The organism is Ancylobacter defluvii (assembly GCF_018390605.1).
Lineage (GTDB): Bacteria > Pseudomonadota > Alphaproteobacteria > Rhizobiales > Xanthobacteraceae > Ancylobacter > Ancylobacter defluvii.
In genome coordinates, this window is record NZ_JAHBGD010000024.1 from 336,673 (window position 1) to 355,784 (window position 19,112).

Sequence of the window (19,112 nt, forward strand, 5' to 3'; positions counted from 1 at the left end):
CAAGGATCATTGCCGTGCTACGCCCCCCGACGAGCCGTGAGAGGCCGGTGCTGCTCCGCATCCTGCCGATCTCGTTCGTCAATTTCTGCACCTATCTCGGCGTCGGCGTGCCGCTGGCGATCCTGCCGGTCTATGTCATGCACCAGCTCGGCTACGGGCCGGTGCTGGCCGGCCTTTCGGTCAGCAGCCAGTTCCTCTCGACCGTGGTCACCCGCTCGCTCGCCGGCCGCATGTCGGATGCCATCGGCGCCCGCCGTACCGTGCTCTACGGCCTGACGGCGGCGCTGCTGGCCGGCCTCATGCTCACCTGCGTGCCGCTGGTCGAAGCGACGCCTCTCCTCGCCTATGCGGCCATCGTGATCAGCCGCCTGCTGCTCGGCTTCGGGGAAAGCTGCTCCGGCACCGCGACCATCACCTGGAACATCGGCCGTGTCGGCACCGCCCATACGGCGCAGGTGATGTCCTGGGGCGGGGTGGCCGCCTATGGCGCCATCGCGGCGGGCGCCCCCATCGGCGGCGCCGCCTTCGATGCCCTGGGCCTGTGGGCGGTGGGATTCGTCACCATCCTGGCGCCGCTGGCCGGGCTGCTGGTGGCGCTGCTGCATGGCGAGACCCCGGTCATTGCGGGCGTGCGCCAGAAGGCCGGGCGCACGCTGGCGCTGGTGCTGCCCTTCGGCGCGGCGCTCACCCTCGGCGCCATCGGCTTCGGCGCGGTGGCGAGCTTCGGCGGGTTGATGTTCATCGCCGCCGGCTGGGAGGGCGCCTCTCTGCTCGTCTCGGTGTTCGGCCTGTGCTTTGCCGGTTCGCGCGTCGTCTTCGGCGGTCAGATCGCCCGCGTCGGCGGCTTTCGCGTCGCCGCGCTCGCCCTCGGGCTGGAGACGCTCGGCCTCGGGCTGATCTGGCTCGCCTGGGCACCGCTGCCGGCGCTGATCGGCGGCGCGCTGGCCGGCCTCGGCTTCGGCATGGTGTTCCCCTCGCTCGGCGTCGAGCTGATGAAGCGGGTGCCGGCCGCCAGCCGCGGCGGCGCGCTCGGCATCTACACCGTATTTCTGGATCTCGCCTTGGCGATCACCGGCCCGCTGGCCGGCCTCGTGCTCGCCTGGCTGGATTATCCCGGCATCTTCGCCATCTGCGCCCTGTGCGCGGCGGCGGGCATCGGCATGGTCGCCCTCTGCCGCGCCCGACCGAGCGAGGCCTGACGCCGGGACCGGAGCCCCGGCGTCCGCTTCGGGTCACACCTTTGCGAGTGTCCCGTCGGCGACCAGCGCGCCGACTGCCTCGGCGAGCCGCGCCTCGGCAGCGGCGGAGAGCGCTCCGACCGGCGGCAGCGAGCGGCCGATCGGCAGGCCGATCAGCGCGAAGGCCCGCCGCACCGCCTCGGGGAACTGCTCGGAAAACAGCGCGTCCATCAGCGGGTGCAGGCGTCCCTGCATCGCCAGCGCTTCCTTCACCCGGCCCTGCTCCGCCCGCTTCTGCACCACGTCCCAATAGCCGGGCAGCAGCGCCGCCGAGGTGAGCACGCCGCCCTTGGCACCGAGCAGAACCTGCTCGACGAACAGCGTGTCCTGGCCGGACAGCAGGCAGAAGCGGTCGCTCACCAGCCGCGCCAGCTGGTCGAAATGGTAGAGGTCGGTGCTGGAGGCCTTCATCCCGACGATGAGCCCCTCCTCCTCCAGCCGGGCGATGGTGGCCGGCGTGGTCACCATGTTGGTGCGATAGGGATTGTCGTAGAAGACGATGGGCAGCTTCAGCTCCGGCGCCAGCGCCCGGAAATAGCGCAGCGTGCCGTCCTGGTCCGGGCGGGCGTAATAGGGCGGGATCACCATCAGCCCGTCAGCGCCGGCCTCGCGATAGGCGCGGCCGCTTTCCAGCGCGCCGCCAAGGCCGGGGTCCAGCACCCCGGCGATCACCGGCACCCGGCCGGCGGCGGCGGTGACGGTGATCTCGACGATGCGGCGGCGGTCGGCGAGGCTGAACGAATTCGCCTCGCCGGTGCCGCCGACCGGCACCAGGCCGGAGGCGCCGCGTTCGATCTGGTAGTCGACGATGCGGGCGAGATTGGCCTCATCGATCACCCCATCGGCCTTGAGCGGCGTGGGGAAGGCGGGGATCAGTCCGCGGAACATCAGCTCTGCCATTGCCGCCCCCATCAGCCCAGATTGATCCAGGTCGCCTTCAGCTCGGTATATTTCTCCAGCGCATGCAACGACTTGTCGCGCCCGAAGCCGGACTGCTTGAAGCCGCCGAACGGCGAGGAGATATCGCCATGGTCGAAGCAGTTCACCCACACCACCCCGGCCCGCAAGGCCGAGGAGGCCTTGAACGCCTTGTTGATGTCGCGAGTCCAAACCGCGGCGGCAAGGCCGTAGGTGGTGTCGTTGCCGATCCGGATCGCCTCGTCGATGTCCTTCGCCGCGAGGGTGGCGAGCACCGGCCCGAAGATCTCCTCGCGGGCGATGGTCATGTCGCTGGTGACGTCGTCGAACAGCGTGGTCTCGATGAAGCTGCCCTCCGAGGCGAGGCGCTTGCCGCCGAGCTTCAGCTTGGCACCCTCGGCGACGCCCTTCTCGATATAGCCCATCACCCGCTCGGCCTGGCGGGCATCGACCATGGCGCCCATCTCGGTGGCCGGATCGAGCGGGTCGCCAACCTTTATGGCGCCGCCGACCTCGACCACCTTCTCGACGATGCGGTCCTTCACGCTCTCCTCGACGACGAGGCGCGAGCCGGCGTTACACACCTCGCCCTGATTGTAGAAGATGCCCCAGGCCGCCGAGGTGGCGGCGGCATCGAGGTCCGGCGCGTCGGCGAGAATGATGTTCGGGCTCTTGCCGCCGCATTCCAGGCCAACCCGCTTCATGTTGGACTGGCCGGAATACTGCAGGAAGTACTTGCCGACCTCGGTCGAACCGGTGAAGGCGACGGCGTCGACATCCATATGCAGGCCGAGTGCCTGCCCAGCGGTCTCGCCGAAGCCCGGCAGCACATTGAACACCCCATCCGGGATGCCGGCCTCCACGGCAAGCGCGCCGAGCCGGATGGCGGTGAGCGACGACTGCTCGGCCGGCTTCAGGATCACCGAATTGCCGGCGGCGAGGATCGGCCCGAGCTTCCAGGCCGCCATCAGCAACGGGAAATTCCACGGCACCACCGCGGCGACCACGCCGAGCGGCTCGCGGCGGATCAGCGAGACGGCGGTCGGCGCGGTCGGGGCGATCTCGTCATAAACCTTGTCGATGGCCTCGGCGTACCAGTCGATGCACTGCGCCGACAGCGGAAGGTCGACGGCGAGGCTGTCGCGGATCGGCTTGCCCATATCGAGGGTCTCGAGCAGCGCCAGTTCCTCGGTGTGGGCAGCAATAAGCGCGGCGAAGGCCGCAAGCCGCTTCTTGCGCTCGCGCGGCGCCATGCGCGACCAGCTGCCGGCCTCGAACACCGCGCGCGCCACCGCCACCGCCTGGTCGACATCTTCCTTGTCGCAGGCCGCGACCTGCGTCAGCACCTTGCCGGTGGCGGGATTGACGCAGTCGAACAGCTTGCCGGACAGCGCCGGGACATAGCGCCCGCCGACGAAAGCCTGGCCGTTGAGGGAAAGCGACGCGGCACGCGCGTGCCAATCGATCGAAGCGGGCGAAGCGGACATGGGGGGAGATCCTGAAACAAGCGGCCGGCAGCGCGCGGACGGCCTCTGAAAAGACGGCGCTCATGATAGGCAGCGCTTTCATTCTCCTCTACATCTTTTTTGGTTTTCTGAAAAATGAATTGGCTTATTCGCCATATCGGGCTATCGCTATAGACTGTGAGAGCCTGCCTCTTGGGCGGGACCATCGGTCGGATGAAACGGATTTTTCCCCTCCATGTCGCCCATGAAGATCGCTGACGACGCCACACGCATGCCGGCCGGCATGAGCAATCCTGACGACGAAACCCAGAAGCTCGGCCAGCGAATCCGCGATCTGCGGCTCAAGGCGGGGATGACATTGTCGGATCTCGCCAAGGGCACCGGCGTGTCGATCGGCACGCTGTCGCAGCTGGAGCGCGGTCTGGTTTCGCCGACCGTACGCACCGTCTATACCGTCGCCAATGCGCTCGGCGTCATGCCGGCCTGGCTGATCGACCCGTCGCAGAGCCCGATCCAGACCTCGGAAAGCCGTTATATCGTAAGGGCCGGCCAACGCTCGCGCCTGCTCGACATCGATGGCATCCGCAAGGACATCGCGTCGCCATCGGCGAGCGAGCGGCTGCGCGGCTTCTTCATGGTGATCCAGCCCGGCTGCAATTCCGGCTCCCAGCCCTATTCGCACAAAGGCGAGGAGATCGGTTTCCTGCTGTCGGGCTCGCTCGAGTTGCAGATCGACGGCGAGACCTTCAGCCTCAACGAGGGCGATTGCTTCGCCTTCTCCAGCGACAAGCCGCATCATTTCGCGAATCTCGGCTCGCGCGCGGCTTCGGTATTCTGGGTGAACGCCGATATTTAGCGCGTTTAGTTTTCAGAATTTTGAAATTGCACATTGCAGTTCTGAAAATCGGCTGTCATAGTCCGGCCATGCCCTGCGGGGCGACGGCGCGCGGTCCTCAGGAGGCCGCCCGGCAACCGAAGGACGTGCCGCCCTTGGCCCAATCATCCTCCGCATCGGATCTCAGCCCGTGGACGGCCGTGCTGCTGCTGGCCCCGCTGACGGCCGTGATGCTGCTGATCCTCATCTACCCGCTCGGGCTCACCCTCTGGACCAGCCTGTATAACGGGCGTTTCTCGTTCGACGCCTATGCCGAGCTCGCCTCCAGCACGCTGTTCCTGCGGGTGCTGCGCAACACCTTCGAGATCGCCGTCGGCGGCACGCTGGTGAGCCTTCTCTTCGGCTACCCGGTCGCCCTGCACCTCGCCGCCCAGCCGCCGCGCAAGCGCACCGCCTATCTCATCATGGTCATGCTGCCGTTCTGGACCAGCATTCTGGTGAAAAGCTTCGCGCTGGTGGCGGTGTTCGGCAATCAGGGCCTGATCAACCAGTTTCTCGGCTTCGTCAGCGGCGGCACGGTCAACCTGCCGATGATGTTCAACCGCGTCGGCGTGATCCTCGGCATGATCAACTTCCTCCTGCCCTTCATGATCCTGTCCATCCTCGGCAGCCTGCTGTCGCTGGACCGCCGGCTCATCCTCGCCGCCGAGACCATGGGCGCGGGCCCGCTGCGCATCTTCTGGAAGATCACCCTGCCGCTCAGCATGCCGGGCGTGCTTGCCGGCGTGCTGATCAACATCACGCTGTCGATCGGCATGTACATCACCCCGGCCCTGCTCGGCGGACGGCAGGACATGATGGTCGCCAACCTCGTCGACTTCTACACCCGCCAGACGCTGGACTGGACCGCCGCCTCGGCCACCGCCATGGTGCTGCTGATCCTGTCGGGGTTGCTCGTCGCCATGCTCGGCAAGGTGCGCGGCGCGGCCGGCCTTGCGGGAGCCGGCGCATGAACGAGCTGTTCGGTTCGAGCCGCCTCGCCCGCGGCCTCGTCTCATCGTCCGCCTGGCTTTGCTACATCTTCCTGGTGGTGCCGAGCCTGATCGTCATCCCGATCTCCTTCGGCAATCCCGGGCAGATCGAGTTTCCACCCCGGCAGTTCACGCTGGAGCTGTACCGCCAGTTCTTCACCGACCCCGCCTGGTGGGGCTCGACGGTGCAGAGCCTGATCGTCGCCTGCCTGACCACGCTCGCCACCCTGGTGCTCGCCGTGCCGGCCGCCTATGCGCTCGCCCGCTCGCGCCTGCCGGGACGCGGCGGCCTCCAGGGCCTGTTCATGATGCCGATGCTGGTGCCGGTCATCGTGCTCGGCCTCGGCCTCTATCTGCAATACTCGAACTGGGGCCTGCTCGACACCACCGCCGGCCTGGTGCTCGCCCATGTCATGCTGACGACGCCCTACATCATGGTGTCGGTGATGTCGGGCCTGCAGCATTCCGACGTCGCGCTGGAAACGGTCGCCTCGATCATGGGCGCCTCGCGGCTGCGCATCTTCTTCCGCGTGGTGCTGCCGCAGCTGAAGGCGTCGATCGCGGTCGGGGCACTGTTCGCCTTCCTGATGTCGCTCGACGAGGTGGTCGTCGCCTACTTCCTCACCGGCACCGACAGCATGACGCTGCCGGTCAAGATGTACTCCTCCATCCGCTGGGAACTGACGCCGGTGCTCGCGGCGGTTTCCACGCTGCTCACCGTTCTCTCGCTGCTGATCGCCCTCGGGATCATCGCGATGCAGGGCAAGACCGAGGCCTCCTCATGACCGCCACTCCCGTCCCCGCGATGGTCGAACTCCAGGGCGTCGCCAAGCGTTATGGCGAGGTCAACGCCCTGCACCGGGTCGACCTCTCCATCGCCAAGGGCGAGTTCGTCACCCTGCTCGGGCCTTCCGGCTCGGGCAAGACGACGCTGCTCAACCTGATCGCCGGCATGATCACCCCGTCCTCGGGGCGCATCGTCATCGACGGCCGCGACGCCACCACCCTGCCGACCAACCGGCGCGGCCTCGGCATGGTGTTCCAGAACTACGCGCTGATGCCGCATATGACGGTGTTCGAGAACATCGCCTTCCCGCTGGAAGTGCGGCGGCTGTCCAAGGCGGAGATCAAGCGCAAGGTCGGCGAGGCGCTGGAGCTGATCCAGCTCGGCCATGTGGCGAACCGCAAGCCGCGCGAGCTCTCCGGCGGCCAGCAGCAGCGCATCTCGCTGGCGCGCTGCATCGTCTACAACCCGACGCTGATCCTGATGGACGAGCCGCTGGGCGCGCTCGACAAGAAGCTGCGCGAGCAGATGCAGCTGGAGATCAAGCGGCTGCATGCCGAGCTCGGCATCACCATGCTCTACGTCACCCACGATCAGGACGAGGCGCTGACCATGTCCGATCGCATCGTGCTGATGAATGGCGGGCGCATCGAGCAGCAGGGCGCACCGGACACGCTGTATTTCCGCCCCGAGACGGTGTTCAGCGCCGAGTTCATCGGCTCGTCCAACCTGATCCCCGGCACGGTCGAGATCGACGCCGACGGCGCCTATGCGCTGAAAACCGCGCTCGGCCGCTTCGCCGCGCCGGCACCGGACATGGCGCTCGCGGCCGGCGCCCCGGCCGTGCTGCTGGTCCGGCCGGAGAACATGGCGCTCGCCGCGGCGCCGACAGCCGCCAGCGTCGCCGGCCATATCGAGGATTCCATCCTGCTCGGCGGCGTGGTGCGCCATTTCGTGCGCTGCGCCAACGGCTCGACCCTGGTCATCCAGGAGTTGAACCAGCCCGGCCGCTCCGGCGCCCATCGGGGCGACGCGGTGCGCGCCGCCTGGCAGCCGCAGCACGGCCGTCTTCTTCCGCCGGCCCCGGCCGGTTGATCGACGAACGAACACACGAAAAGAAGAGGGGAAGTGCTTATGACCAAGATGATGCTCACCACATCGCGGCGCGGCGTCCTGCGCGGCGGTGCCGGCCTTCTCGGACTCATCGCGGCTCCGGCGGTGTTCACCGGCCGGGCGGCGGCCGCCGACGCCACGCTCACCGTCACTTCCTGGGGCGGCGATTACAACAAGTCGGTGCGCGAGGTGTTCGCCGATCCCTTCGCCGCCGAGACCGGCATCAAGGTGACACTGGTCGACAATGGCGACATGGCCAAGGTGAAGGCACAGGTGCAGGGTGGCAACGTCCAGTGGGACGTGATCGACGCCCCCGCAGCCTTCGCCACCTCCGGCGCCCGCGACAAGCTCTGGGAAGAGCTGGACATGTCGATCATCAAGCCGGGCCCGCTGGTCTCCCAGCCGGCGGCGGACTACATGCCGATGTATCTCTATTCGGGCGGCCTGCTGTGGGACGAGAAGCGCACCCCGGACGGCAAGCACCCGGTCGACTTCGCCGGCTTCTATGATTTCGAGAAGTTTCCCGGCCGGCGCGTGATGCGCTCGCTCGCCTCCGAGACGCTGGAAGTGGCGCTGGTCGCCGACGGCGTGGCGCCGAAGGACCTCTACCCGCTCGACATCGACCGCGCCTTCGCCGCGCTCGACCGCATGAAGCCGCACGTCTCCAAATGGGCGGCGACGACGCCGGACCAGGTCAACGCGGTGGTGCAGAACGAGGGCGACTTCTCCTACAGCTACTTCAACCGGGTGAAGTCGGCGCAGAAGGCCGGCGCGCCGCTGGCCTTCTCCTTCCAGCAGACCGTCAACTCGCTCGACTATTTCGCCGTTCCCAAGGGCACGAAGAACAAGGAAGCGGCGATGCGCTTCATCGACTTCTGCCTGCGGCCCGACCGGCAGGTCGCCTGGGCGGTGCGCGGCTATTACATGCCGAACAGCGTCGCCGCCATAGACGAGGTGAAGAAGTCGCCCTCCGGCGATTTCCTGCCCGACCTCACCAACGGCAAGAACGTCATCGTGAACTCCCAGTGGTGGGGCGAGAACTACACGGCGGTGCAGAAGCGCTACGCCGAGTGGATGCTCATCTGATCCGCCTGCTCATCCGCCCCGTCCCGGTCCGCCGGGGCAGGGCTTGCCTCATGCCGTGCCGTCCCTCCTCGCCGTCCATCTGGTACGAATGCCATGTCTAGCGACGCCCGCTCCAACGACGCCTCCACCTTCCTCGTCGCGCTGAAGGCGATCGTCGGGGAGCGCTATGTCCTCACCGATGCCGTCGATACCGCGCTGTTCCTCACCGACCATCGCGGCCGTTACCACGGCAAGGCATTGGCGGTGGTACGGCCGGCCTCGACCGACGAGGTGGCGAAGCTGGTGAAGGCCTGTGCCGAGGCCGGCATCGCCATCGTGCCGCAGGGAGGCAATACCGGCCTGTGCGGCGGCGCCACCCCGCTGGAACCGCGTCCCACCGTGGTGCTGCGGCTCGACCGGATGAACCGCATCCGCGCCGTCTCGCCGGCGGAGGAGACCATCACGGTGGAGGCCGGCTGCATCCTCGCCGACATCCAGGGTGCGGCGGCGAAGGAAGGCTTGCTGTTCCCGCTCAGCCTCGGCGCCGAGGGCAGCTGCCAGATCGGCGGCAACATCTCCACCAATGCCGGCGGCATCGCCGTGCTGCGCTATGGCAACATGCGCCAGCTGGTGCTCGGGCTCGAAGTGGTGCTGGCCGACGGCACCGTGCTCGACGGGCTGCGCCGCCTGCGCAAGGACAATGCCGGCTACGACCTAAAGCAGCTGTTCATCGGCGCGGAAGGCACGCTCGGCGTCGTCACCGCCGCGACGCTGAAGCTGTTCCCGGCCATCCGCTCGCGCGCCATCACCATGATGCAGCTCGACAGCGTCGAGGACGCGCTGACCCTTTTCGCCCGCGCCCGCGCGGTGTTCGGCGAGCGCATCTCCAGCTTCGAGATCATCGGCTCGTCCTATATGGATTTCGTGCTGCGCTACGTGCCGGGCACGGTGATGCCCTTCGCGCAGAAATCGCCCTGGTATTTGCTGATCGAGGCCGGCGACTCGCAGCTCGACGCCCCGCTCGCCGCGGCGATGGAGGGCTTCCTCGCCGACGCCTTCGAGGCCGGGCTGATCAGCGACGCCACCATCGCATCGAGCCTGGCGCAGGAAGAGGCGATCTGGAAGCTGCGCCATGGCGTCACCGGCGAGTTCAAGCTGGCCGGCAAGACCATGTCGCACGACACCTCGGTGCCGGTGGCCGAGCAGCCGGCCTTCGTGACCCGCGTCGAGGAAGGCGTGCTCAAAGCCTATCCCGATGCGAATGTGATGATGGTCGGCCATATCGGCGACGGCAACATCCACGTCGTGGTGCTGTTCCCGCATGAACGCTTCGCCGGCTCGGAAGATTTCGAAGCCGCCTCCGACGCCATCGACGTCATCATCGACGACGTGGCGATGGAGCTCGGCGGCTCGATCACCGCCGAGCACGGCGTGGGCACCACCTATCGCAAGCGTCTCGCCCGCACCAAGAACCCGGCCGAGCTGGTGGTGATGCGGCAGATCAAGGCGATGCTCGACCCGGAGAACCGGATGAATCCCGGCAAGCTTTTCCTCCCCGACACCGCCGCCTGACGCGGCCGGGCGAGGATCTCGGCATGCTGTCCACCGCCCTCAATGTCGAGGATGTCCGCAAGCTGGCGCGGCGGCGCCTGCCGCGCGGCATCTTCGACTATATCGACCGCGGCGCCGAGGACGAGGTCGGCCTCGGCCGGCTGCGGCGCGGCTTCGACGAACTCGTCTTCCACCCGCGCGTGCTGGTCGACGTCTCCCGCCGCGACCTGTCGACCCGGCTGTTCGATCGCGTCCAGCCGCTCCCGCTCGTCATCGCCCCGACGGCGGCGGCCGGCCTCGTCTGGCACCAGGGCGAGATCGAGCTCGCCCGCGCCGCCGCCAAGGCCGGCATTCCCTTCACCATCGCCACCGGCTCGATGACCGAGATGGAGCGCATCGCCACCGAAGCCCGCGGCGAATTGTGGTTCCAGCTTTATATGTGGCACACGCGGGAGCTCTCCTACGCGCTGATCGACCGCGCCTGGGCCAACGGCATCGAGACGCTGGTGCTCACCGTCGACACCGTTGCCAACCCGATCCGCGAATACAACACCCGCAACGGCTATGAGGTGCCGATCCGCGCCAGCCTGCGGGGCGGCCTCGATATGCTCATGCATCCGCGCTGGGTGGTCGGCGTGCTGCTGCGCTACCTCCTCGACGAGGGCATCCCGACCTACCGGCATTATCCCGAGAGCTTCCGCTCCAGCATCACCCGCAGGGCGACCTGGGAGCAGGTACGCCTCACCGACGCCATGGGCTGGGACGACCTGAAGGAGCTGCGCCGCCGTTGGCGCGGCCGGCTGATTCTAAAGGGCGTACTGCGGGCCGACGACGCTTTGCGCGCGGTGGAGGCTGGCGTCGACGGCCTCGTGGTCTCCAGCCACGGCGCGCGCAACCTCGATGCCGCCGTGCCTCCGGTCCGCGCCCTGCCCGCCATCGTCGAGGCGGTACGCGGGCGCGCCGCAGTGCTCGCCGACAGCGGCGTGCGGCGCGGTGCCGATGTGCTCAAGCTCCTGGCGCTGGGCGCCGACGCCGTGCTCATCGGCCGCGCCCCGCTCTATGGCACCGCCGCCGGCGGCGAGGCCGGCGCCAGCCATGTGCTGCAGCTGCTGCGGCAGGAAATGGAGGCGGTGATGGGATTTCTCGGTTGCGCCAGCCTCAAGGAACTCGATACCTCCTTCGTCTCGCACGAGGACGACCGGCCGGATCACCCCCTCGCGGGACATTGACATCATGAGCACCCCCACCTCCCCGAAGCTTCTGCCCCCGAAGCCCCTGCCCCCGAACGTCTACCAGCTCGACGCCCCGCCGGCGCCGGATACCCCGCCGCTCGACGGCTCGCGCCGCGCTTCGGTGGCGATCATCGGCGGCGGCATCGTCGGGCTGACCACCGCCCTGCATCTCGCCGAGGCCGGCACCGACGTGGTGGTGCTGGAGGCCAACCAGCCGGGCTGGGGGGCCTCAGGCAATAATGGCGGCCAGCTCAATCCCGGCCTCAAATTCGATCCCGACGTCATCGAGGAGACCTGGGGTCCCGAACTCGGCCGGCGCATGGTGAGTTTCGCCTGGGACACACCGACCCGCGCCCTCGAACTGATCGCCCGGCTCGGCATCGCCTGCGACGCCCATCATGGCGGCACACTGCGCGCTGCCCGCAGCGCTCGGGCGCGCGAGGCGGTGGAGACGACCGCCCGCCAGTGCATAGCGCGCGGCATGCCGGTCGACTGGCTCGACCGCGCGGAGACCGCCGCCGCCGTCGGCTCTCCGGCCTATCACGGCGCCATGCTGGACCGGCGCGGCGGCAACCTCAATCCGCTCGCCTATTCGCGCGGCCTCGCCCGCGCCGCGCTCGCTGCCGGTGCCCGCGTCCATGGCGGCACCCCCGCCACCGCGCTGCGCCGCACCGCTGCCGGCTGGTCGGTCGAAACCCCGGCCGGCACCATCGAAGCCGAGAAGATCCTCATCGCCACCAACGGCTTCACCGGCGATTTGTGGAAGGGCCTGCGCCAGACCATCGTGCCGGTCTACAGCGCCATCGCCGCCACCGAGCCCCTGAGCGCGGCCCAGCGGGCCGGCATCACGCCCGGCCGTCCCTCGGTCTACGAAAGCGGCCGCATCACCGTCTATTACCGCATCGACGCGCAGGGCCGCCTGCTGATGGGTGGGCGCGGCCCGATGCAGCCCATCGCGACGCCCGATCCCATCGCCTATCTCACCGACTACGCGGTCGAACTCTGGCCGCAGTTGCAGGGCGTGCGCTGGACCCATGGCTGGAACAGCCAGCTCGCCATGACCAAGGACCACTGGCCGCACATCCACGAGCCGTCGCCAGACGCGCTGATCTATCTCGGCTGCAACGGCCGCGGCGTCGCGCTCGGCACCGCGCTCGCCGCGCAGTTGGCCGGCCGGCTGCTGCACGGCGCGAGCTTCCAGCTCGATCTGCCGATCGTGCAGCCGAAGCCGATCGCCTTCCACGCCTTCTGGCCGCTCGGCGTGCGTGCCGCCGTGCTGCACGGCCGCCTCATGGACCGCCTCGGCCTCTAGCCCCTGGCGAGCCCTCAGAAGGTCGGCGGCGTGCAGGCGCTGACGACCTCGCACGGCACCGGCCCGACGCAGCGGAAGCGATGCGGCCGCCGGCTCTCGAAATAATAGGCGTCGCCCGGCCCGAGCAGCCGCCGCTCGCCATCCACCGTCACCTCCAGCCGACCCGAGAGGATGATGCCGCCCTCCTCGCCATCATGCACCAGCGGGATGATTCCGGTATCAGCACCGGGCTGGTAGCACTCCTTGAGAATCTGCAGCGCCCGCCCGAAGGCGCTCTCGCCCACCTGGCGATAGGAGACCGCGCCCTTGCCGATCTCGGTCAGCTCGTCCTCGCGGTAGAACGCCTTCTTCGGCAGCGTCGGCGCCAGCCCGAAAAAGTCCGCCATGCTGATCGGGATGCCGTCGAGGATGCGCTTCAGCGCGCCCACCGACGGGTTGCTGGTGTTGGATTCGATCAGCGAGATCGTCGAATTGGTCACGCCGGCGCGGCGGGCGAGCTCCCGCTGCGACAGCTTGTGCAGCTGGCGGACATAGCGGAGCCGCCCCCCGAGATCCTCCTCGACCATCCGCCTGTTTCACCCGTTGCAAATATCGAAAACTATCAGCCTTCATGCCTTATATAACAGCGTGTTAATCCACACCAGAAAAGGACTTGTCCCGCGCTGCCCATCGTGGCCAAGGTCGGCCTCCGCAAGAGGAGACCCGCCGTGAACGCCCGCGCCAATACCCCTTCCCTCGAAGCCTTCTGGATGCCGTTCACCGCCAACCGGCAGTTCAAGGCGGCGCCGCGCCTGCTGGCGGCGGCCCAGGGCATGTACTACACGAGCGACGACGGTCGCCGCGTGCTCGACGGCACCGCCGGCCTGTGGTGCGTCAATGCCGGCCATGGCCGCCGGCAGATCACCGAGGCGGTCGAGCGCCAGCTCTCCACCCTCGACTTCGCGCCCACCTTCCAGATGGGCCATCCCATCGCCTTCGATTTCGCCGAGCGCCTCGCCGCCATCGCGCCGGGCGGGCTCGACCGTGTCTTCTTCACCAATTCCGGTTCGGAATCGGTCGATACCGCGCTGAAGATCGCCATCGCCTATCAGCGTGCCATCGGCCAGGGCACCCGCACCCGCGTCATCGGCCGCGAGCGCGGCTATCACGGCGTCGGCTTCGGCGGTATCACCGTCGGCGGCCTGGTCAATAATCGCCGCGTCTTCCCGCTGCTGCCCGGCGCCGACCATCTGCGCCACACCCATGATCCGGCGCGCAACGCCTTCACCAAGGGTGGCCTGCCGGCGCACGGGGCCGAACTCGCCGACGACCTCGAGCGCCTCGTCGCGCTGCACGGCGCCGAGACCATCGCCGCGGTGATCGTCGAGCCGATGGCCGGCTCCACCGGCGTGCTGCTGCCGCCCCAGGGCTATCTGCAGCGGCTGCGCGAAATCGCCACCCGCCACGGCATCCTGTTGATCTTCGACGAGGTCATCACCGGCTTCGGCCGCCTCGGCGCCCCCTTCGCCACCGATTATTTCGGCGTGACGCCGGATCTCGTGACCACCGCCAAGGGCATCACCAACGGCACCATCCCGATGGGCGCCGTCTTCGCCAGCCGCAAGGTGCATGATGGGCTGATGACCGGCCCGGAGGCCGCCATCGAGCTGTTCCACGGCTACACCTATTCCGGCCATCCGGTCGCCTGCGCCGCCGGCCTCGCCACGCTGGACATCTATGCCGAGGAAGGCCTGCTCACCCGCGCAGCGGAGCTCGCCCCGCATTGGGAGGCGGCGATGCATTCCCTGCGTGACCTGCCCAATGTCGTCGACATCCGCACCATCGGCCTCGTCGCCGGCATCGAGCTCTCCTCGCGCGAGGGCGCGCCCGGCGCCCGCGCCTATGACGTCTTCGTCGATTGCTTCAACAAGGGCCTGCTGGTCCGCGTCACCGGCGACATCATCGCGCTGTCGCCGCCGCTGATCGCCGAGACGCAGCACATCGACGACCTCGCCGCGATGCTGGGCGATGCGCTCAAGCGCGCCGCCTGATCCTGACCTCCGGCCCGCATCCGCTCATTCGGCGGGTGCGGGCTGCGCCGTCGCCGGCGGCGCGGTGGTAAAGCACCGCTGCAAGCGGGCCAGATAAATATAGACCACCGGCGTCGTGTAGAGCGTCAGCACCTGGCTGAGCGCCAGCCCGCCGACCATGGCGTAGCCCAGCGGCTGGCGCAGCTCCGAGCCGGTGCCATGGCCGAGCATCAGCGGCACGCCGGCCAGCAGCGCCGCCAGAGTCGTCATCAGGATCGGCCGGAACCGCAGCCGGCACGCCTCGGCAATGGCCTCCTCCGGCGCCATCCCCCGCTCGCGCTCGGCGGCGATGGCGAAGTCGACCAGCATGATGCCGTTCTTCTTCACGATGCCGATCAGCAGGATGATGCCGATGATGCCGATCACCGACAGGTCGAAGCCGCCGGCCCATAACGCCAGCAGCGCGCCGATGCCGGCCGAAGGTAGCGTCGAGAGAATAGTCAGCGGGTGGATGTAGCTCTCATAGAGCACGCCGAGGATCACATAGACCGCGAACAGGGCCGCCGCGATCAGCGCCGGTTCGCTGGCCAGCGCGCTCTGGAACACCTGCGCGCTACCCTGGAAGCTGCCGGTAATCGTCGCGGGCGCGCCGAGCTCGGCAGAGGCGGTGTTGATCGCCTGCACCGCCTCGCCGAGCGACACCCCCGGCTTGAGGTTGAAGGAGAGCGTCACCGCCGGGAACTGCGCCTGGTGCGATACGGACAACGACCCCACCGCCTTGGCGTCTATGCTCACGAAGGTGGAGAGCGGGATCGCCTGCCCGGTGGTCGGCGACTTCACATAGATCTGGTCCAGCGTGCCGATATGCCTTTGCAGTTCCGGCGTCGCCTCGATGATCACCGAGTAGGAATCCAGCTGGGTGAAGTATTGCGTCGCCTGCCGCTGGCCGAAGGCGTCGTTCAGCGTCGCATCGATCAGCGCCGGCTGGATGCCGAAGCGGGCGGCGCGGTCGCGGTCGATGCTGATCTTGAGCTGTGGCGCATTGCCCTGCTGGTCGCTGGTGACGTCGGTGAGTTCAGGCAGCTGGCGCAGCTTGGCGAGCAGCTTCGGCGCCCAGCCATTCAGCTCGTCGAGATCGACGTCGGTGAGGGTGTATTGATACTGCGCGCGCGAAATGCGCCCACCCACCGTGATGTCCTGCGAGGGTTGCAGGAACACATTGGCCCCCGACACCTGCGTCAGCTTCGGCCGCAGCCGGTCGATCACCTGGCGGGCATTGGCGTCGCGCTCCTCGCGCGGCTTCAGCGCGATGAAGAAACGGCCGGTATTGGTGGTGTTGGCGCCGCCGGCGCCGAGCAGCGAGCCGAAGGCCGCCACCGCCGGGTCCTTGGCGATCACCGCCCCGAGCGCGATCTGGAGCCGCTTCATCTCGTCGGGCGAGACGTCCTGCGCCGCCTCCGACAGGCCGGTGATGACGCCGATGTCCTGCGTCGGGAAAAAGCCCTTCGGCACCACGACGAACAGCCAGCCGGTCAGCGCGATGGTGGCGAAGAACACCATCAGCGTCGCGAAGCGGAAGCGCAGCGCGATGGCCAGCGTGCGCTCGTAGAAGGCAAGAATGCCGTCGAAGCCGGCCTCGATCAGCCGGTAGAGCCGCCCATGCTCGTGCGAAGGGGCCTTCAGGAACCGCGAGCACAGCATCGGGGTCAGCGTCAGCGACACCAGCGCCGAGACCGCGATGGCGGCGGTGACGGTCAGCGCGAATTCGCGGAACAGCCGGCCGACGATGCCGCCCATCAGCAGCAGCGGGATGAACACCGCCACCAGCGAGATGCTGATCGACAGCACGGTGAAGCCGATCTCGCGCGCGCCCTTCATCGCCGCGATGAAGGCGGGCTCGCCCTCCTCCATGTGGCGGACGATGTTCTCCACCACCACGATGGCGTCGTCGACCACGAAGCCGACCGCGATGGTGAGTGCCATGAGCGACAGATTGTCGAGGCTGAAGTCGAGTACGTACATCACCGCCGCCGAGCCGGCCAGCGAGATCGGCACCACCACCGCCGGGATCAGCGTGGCGCGGATGTTGCGCAGGAACAGCAGGATCACCATCACCACCAGCGCGATGGTGATGCCGAGGGTGAACTGCACGTCCTCCACCGAGGCGCGGATGGTGGTGGTGCGGTCGACGATGGTGTCGATGCTGATGCCGGCGGGAATGATGCCGTCGAGCTTCGGCAGCGTCGCCTTGATGGCGTCGACGGTCTCGATGACATTGGCGCCCGGCTGCTTGAAGATCAGCAGCACCACCGCCCGCTTGTCGGTGCTCCAGGCCGCGACATTGACGTTCTCCGGCCCCTCCACCGCATGGCCGACATCGCGCACCCTTATCGGCGCGCCGTTGCGATAGGCGAGGATGACGTCGTCATAATCGGCCGGCTTCACGATCTGGTCGTTGGCGGCGATGGTGAAGCTGCGCACCGCGTTGTTGATGGTGCCCTTCGCCGCCAGCGCGGTGGAATCGGCGAGCGTTCCGCGCACATCCTCGAAAGTCAGGCCGTTGGCGGCGAGCCGGGCGGGATCGAGCTGCACCCGCACCGCCGGCTTCTGCTCGCCGCCGATGATCACCTGCGCCACGCCCTGCACCTGTGACAGCCGCTGGGCCAGCACATTGTCGGCGAAATCGTCCACCGCCGTCATCGGCATCGTGTCCGAGCGGGCGGCAAGGATCATGATCGGCGAGTCCGCGGGATTGACCTTGCGGTAGCTCGGCGGCGAGGAGAGGTCGTCCGGCAGCTGGCGCTGCGCCGCGGTGATCGCCGCCTGCACGTCCTGCGCCGCCGCATCGATGTTGCGGGAGAGGTCGAACTGCAACGTGATCGAGGTCGAGCCCAGCGTCGAGGTCGAGGTCATCTGGTCGAGGCCGGCGATCTGGCCGAAGCGCCGCTCCAGCGGCGCGGCAACCGCCGAGGCCATGGTATCGGGGCTGGCGCCGGGCAGGCTGGCCGAGACCTGCACCGTGGGAAAATCCACCTGCGGCAGCGGCGCCACCGGCAACAGCGGATAGGCGACGACGCCCAGCACCGCGAGTGCCGCCATCATCAGCGAGGTGGCGATCGGGCGTTGGATGAAGGGGGCGGAGAGGTTCACGGCGTCGCCGCCTTTCCGCTGTCGCTCTCGGCGAGGTGCTCGGCCGGCGCGCCTTTGCCCTCGACCACGGCAACCTTGGCATTGGGCCGCAGCCGGTACTGGCCATCCACGATCACGCGGTCGCCGTCGGCGAGCCCGCTCGTCACCACGCTAACCCCACCGGCCACCCGACCGGTCTCGATCGGCTTCACCGTGGCGGCATCGTCGGCGCCGAGAACCCAGGCGAACAGCCCGTCCGGCCCGCGCTGCACCGCCGCCACCGGCACGGTAAGCGCGTTCTTCACCGTGTCGACCGAAAGCTCGACATGGACGAAGGCGCCCGGCCACAACCGCTCATCCTCATTGGGGAACACCGCCTTGAGCTTCAGCATTGCGGTGCCTGCATCGATCTGGTTGTCGACCACCGACAGCGTTCCGGTGCCGAGCACGGTGCCGTCGTCGCGCGTCGCCACCGCCGCGACCGGCCCGCGCGCCGCCGCCTGCTGCACGGCGTCGAGGTCCTTTTCCGGCAGCGAGAAGATCACCGAGATCGGCTTGAGCGTCGTCAGCACCGCGATCGGCGTGGTGTCGCTCGAATGCACGATATTGCCGGCGTCGAGCTGGCGGATGCCCATCCGCCCGTCGACCGGGGCGATGAGCGTGGTGTAGGCGAGATTGGTCTGCGCGGTCTCGATCGCCGCGTCGTCGGCAACGATGGAGGCCTTCAGCCCGTCCACCGTCGCCTGCTGCTGGTCGAGCGACTGCCGGCTGGCATAGTCCTTCTGCACCAGCTGCGAATAGCGGGTCAGATCGGCCTCGGCGCCCTTCAACTGCGCCTGGTCCTTGACCTTGGCGGCCTGCGCCTGGTCGAGGCTGGCCTGCGCCAGCCGGGGGTCCAGCCGGGCCAGCACGTCGCCTGCCTTGACGTTCTGGCCCTCGGTGAAGTTCACCGATTGCAGCGTGCCATCGACCCGCGCATGGACGTTGACCGTCTGCGAGGCCTGCACGCTGCCGAGCCCGTTCAGCACCACCGGCACGTCCCGCCGCTGCACCGGCGCCACATGGACGTGCACGAGCGGCGATTTCGCAGCCGCCACCGGCTGGGCCGCCTGCGCCCGGCTCTCGCGCCAGACATAGGCACCGCAGCCAAGCGCCAGAAGGCCGATCAGCAAGGGGACGGCAAGACGCCCTCTTCGTGGCGGCCGTGTTGCAGTCTCCATTCACTCAACTCCGCTGGCGATCCCGGCCTGTGCGCCATTGTGCCCTGCAACGCAGCGGATCTTGCATTAAATCTTGTTTATCTACAGCACCTTACGTCAATTCATCCCGTTACGGCATGTGCGACATTGGGGTGACGGTCCTTCGTGGCCCACGCTGGAGCGGAGCTTCGAAGACCGGAGGGGCCGGGCCTTGCGGCTCGGCCCTCTCT

The 19,112-nt window shown here is 68.2% G+C and carries 15 protein-coding genes; 10 read left to right on the forward strand and 5 right to left on the reverse strand.

The window, feature by feature from the left end:
- Positions 1-14 precede the first annotated feature (14 nt).
- Positions 15-1,199 (forward strand): MFS transporter, encoded by a 1,185-nt coding sequence (locus KHC24_RS17820; protein WP_271180606.1) that lies wholly within the window; start codon positions 15-17, stop codon positions 1,197-1,199.
- 33 nt (positions 1,200-1,232) lie between these two features.
- On the opposite strand, the gene KHC24_RS17825 is transcribed toward KHC24_RS17820, so the two are convergent.
- Positions 1,233-2,138, reverse strand: coding sequence for a dihydrodipicolinate synthase family protein (locus tag KHC24_RS17825; RefSeq protein WP_213364663.1), 906 nt, complete (start codon positions 2,136-2,138; stop codon positions 1,233-1,235).
- A gap of 11 nt (positions 2,139-2,149) precedes the next feature.
- Positions 2,150-3,643 (reverse strand): aldehyde dehydrogenase, encoded by a 1,494-nt coding sequence (locus KHC24_RS17830; protein WP_213364664.1) that lies wholly within the window; start codon positions 3,641-3,643, stop codon positions 2,150-2,152.
- A 214-nt stretch (positions 3,644-3,857) separates the two neighbouring features.
- On the opposite strand from KHC24_RS17830, the gene KHC24_RS17835 reads away from it, so the two are divergent.
- From KHC24_RS17835 to KHC24_RS17870, 8 genes are all read left to right on the forward strand, one after another.
- Positions 3,858-4,478: a helix-turn-helix domain-containing protein gene (locus tag KHC24_RS17835; RefSeq protein ID WP_213364665.1), complete on the forward strand. Its 621-nt coding sequence runs from the start codon at positions 3,858-3,860 to the stop codon at positions 4,476-4,478.
- Positions 4,479-4,612: 134 nt separating this feature from the next.
- Entirely contained in the window at positions 4,613-5,470 is an 858-nt protein-coding gene (locus tag KHC24_RS17840; protein WP_246547109.1) for an ABC transporter permease, read from the forward strand.
- Complete coding sequence (locus KHC24_RS17845; protein WP_213364666.1) at positions 5,467-6,273, forward strand: ABC transporter permease; 807 nt, start codon at positions 5,467-5,469, stop codon at positions 6,271-6,273. The genes KHC24_RS17840 and KHC24_RS17845 overlap by 4 nt, the downstream gene beginning before the upstream one ends.
- Complete coding sequence (locus KHC24_RS17850) at positions 6,270-7,367, forward strand: ABC transporter ATP-binding protein (protein ID WP_213364667.1); 1,098 nt, start codon at positions 6,270-6,272, stop codon at positions 7,365-7,367. The genes KHC24_RS17845 and KHC24_RS17850 overlap by 4 nt, the downstream gene beginning before the upstream one ends.
- A 39-nt stretch (positions 7,368-7,406) precedes the next feature.
- Positions 7,407-8,471, forward strand: a complete 1,065-nt coding sequence (locus tag KHC24_RS17855) for a polyamine ABC transporter substrate-binding protein (protein WP_213364668.1) — start codon at positions 7,407-7,409, stop codon at positions 8,469-8,471.
- Between the two features lie 93 nt (positions 8,472-8,564).
- The gene (locus tag KHC24_RS17860) at positions 8,565-10,022 is read left to right on the forward strand and encodes an FAD-binding oxidoreductase (protein WP_213364669.1); all 1,458 of its coding nucleotides are present in this window, start codon (positions 8,565-8,567) and stop codon (positions 10,020-10,022) included.
- A gap of 23 nt (positions 10,023-10,045) precedes the next feature.
- Positions 10,046-11,230, forward strand: a complete 1,185-nt coding sequence (locus KHC24_RS17865; RefSeq protein WP_213364670.1) for an alpha-hydroxy acid oxidase — start codon at positions 10,046-10,048, stop codon at positions 11,228-11,230.
- A 4-nt stretch (positions 11,231-11,234) separates the two neighbouring features.
- A complete protein-coding gene (locus tag KHC24_RS17870; protein ID WP_213364671.1) occupies positions 11,235-12,545 on the forward strand; it encodes an NAD(P)/FAD-dependent oxidoreductase in 1,311 nt (436 codons plus the stop codon).
- 14 nt (positions 12,546-12,559) lie between these two features.
- Here KHC24_RS17870 and KHC24_RS17875 read toward each other — a convergent pair whose 3' ends face one another.
- Positions 12,560-13,111, reverse strand: a complete 552-nt coding sequence (locus KHC24_RS17875; protein WP_213364672.1) for a cupin domain-containing protein — start codon at positions 13,109-13,111, stop codon at positions 12,560-12,562.
- A 183-nt stretch (positions 13,112-13,294) separates the two neighbouring features.
- Between KHC24_RS17875 and aptA the strand changes: the two genes are divergently transcribed.
- Positions 13,295-14,575 (forward strand): omega-aminotransferase AptA, encoded by a 1,281-nt coding sequence (gene aptA / locus KHC24_RS17880; RefSeq protein WP_246547246.1) that lies wholly within the window; start codon positions 13,295-13,297, stop codon positions 14,573-14,575.
- Positions 14,576-14,599: 24 nt separating this feature from the next.
- On the opposite strand, the gene KHC24_RS17885 is transcribed toward aptA, so the two are convergent.
- Positions 14,600-17,704, reverse strand: coding sequence for a multidrug efflux RND transporter permease subunit (locus KHC24_RS17885; RefSeq protein WP_213364674.1), 3,105 nt, complete (start codon positions 17,702-17,704; stop codon positions 14,600-14,602).
- Positions 17,701-18,903, reverse strand: coding sequence for an efflux RND transporter periplasmic adaptor subunit (locus tag KHC24_RS17890; RefSeq protein ID WP_213364675.1), 1,203 nt, complete (start codon positions 18,901-18,903; stop codon positions 17,701-17,703). The genes KHC24_RS17885 and KHC24_RS17890 overlap by 4 nt, the downstream gene beginning before the upstream one ends.
- Between the last annotated feature and the right edge of the window lie 209 nt (positions 18,904-19,112).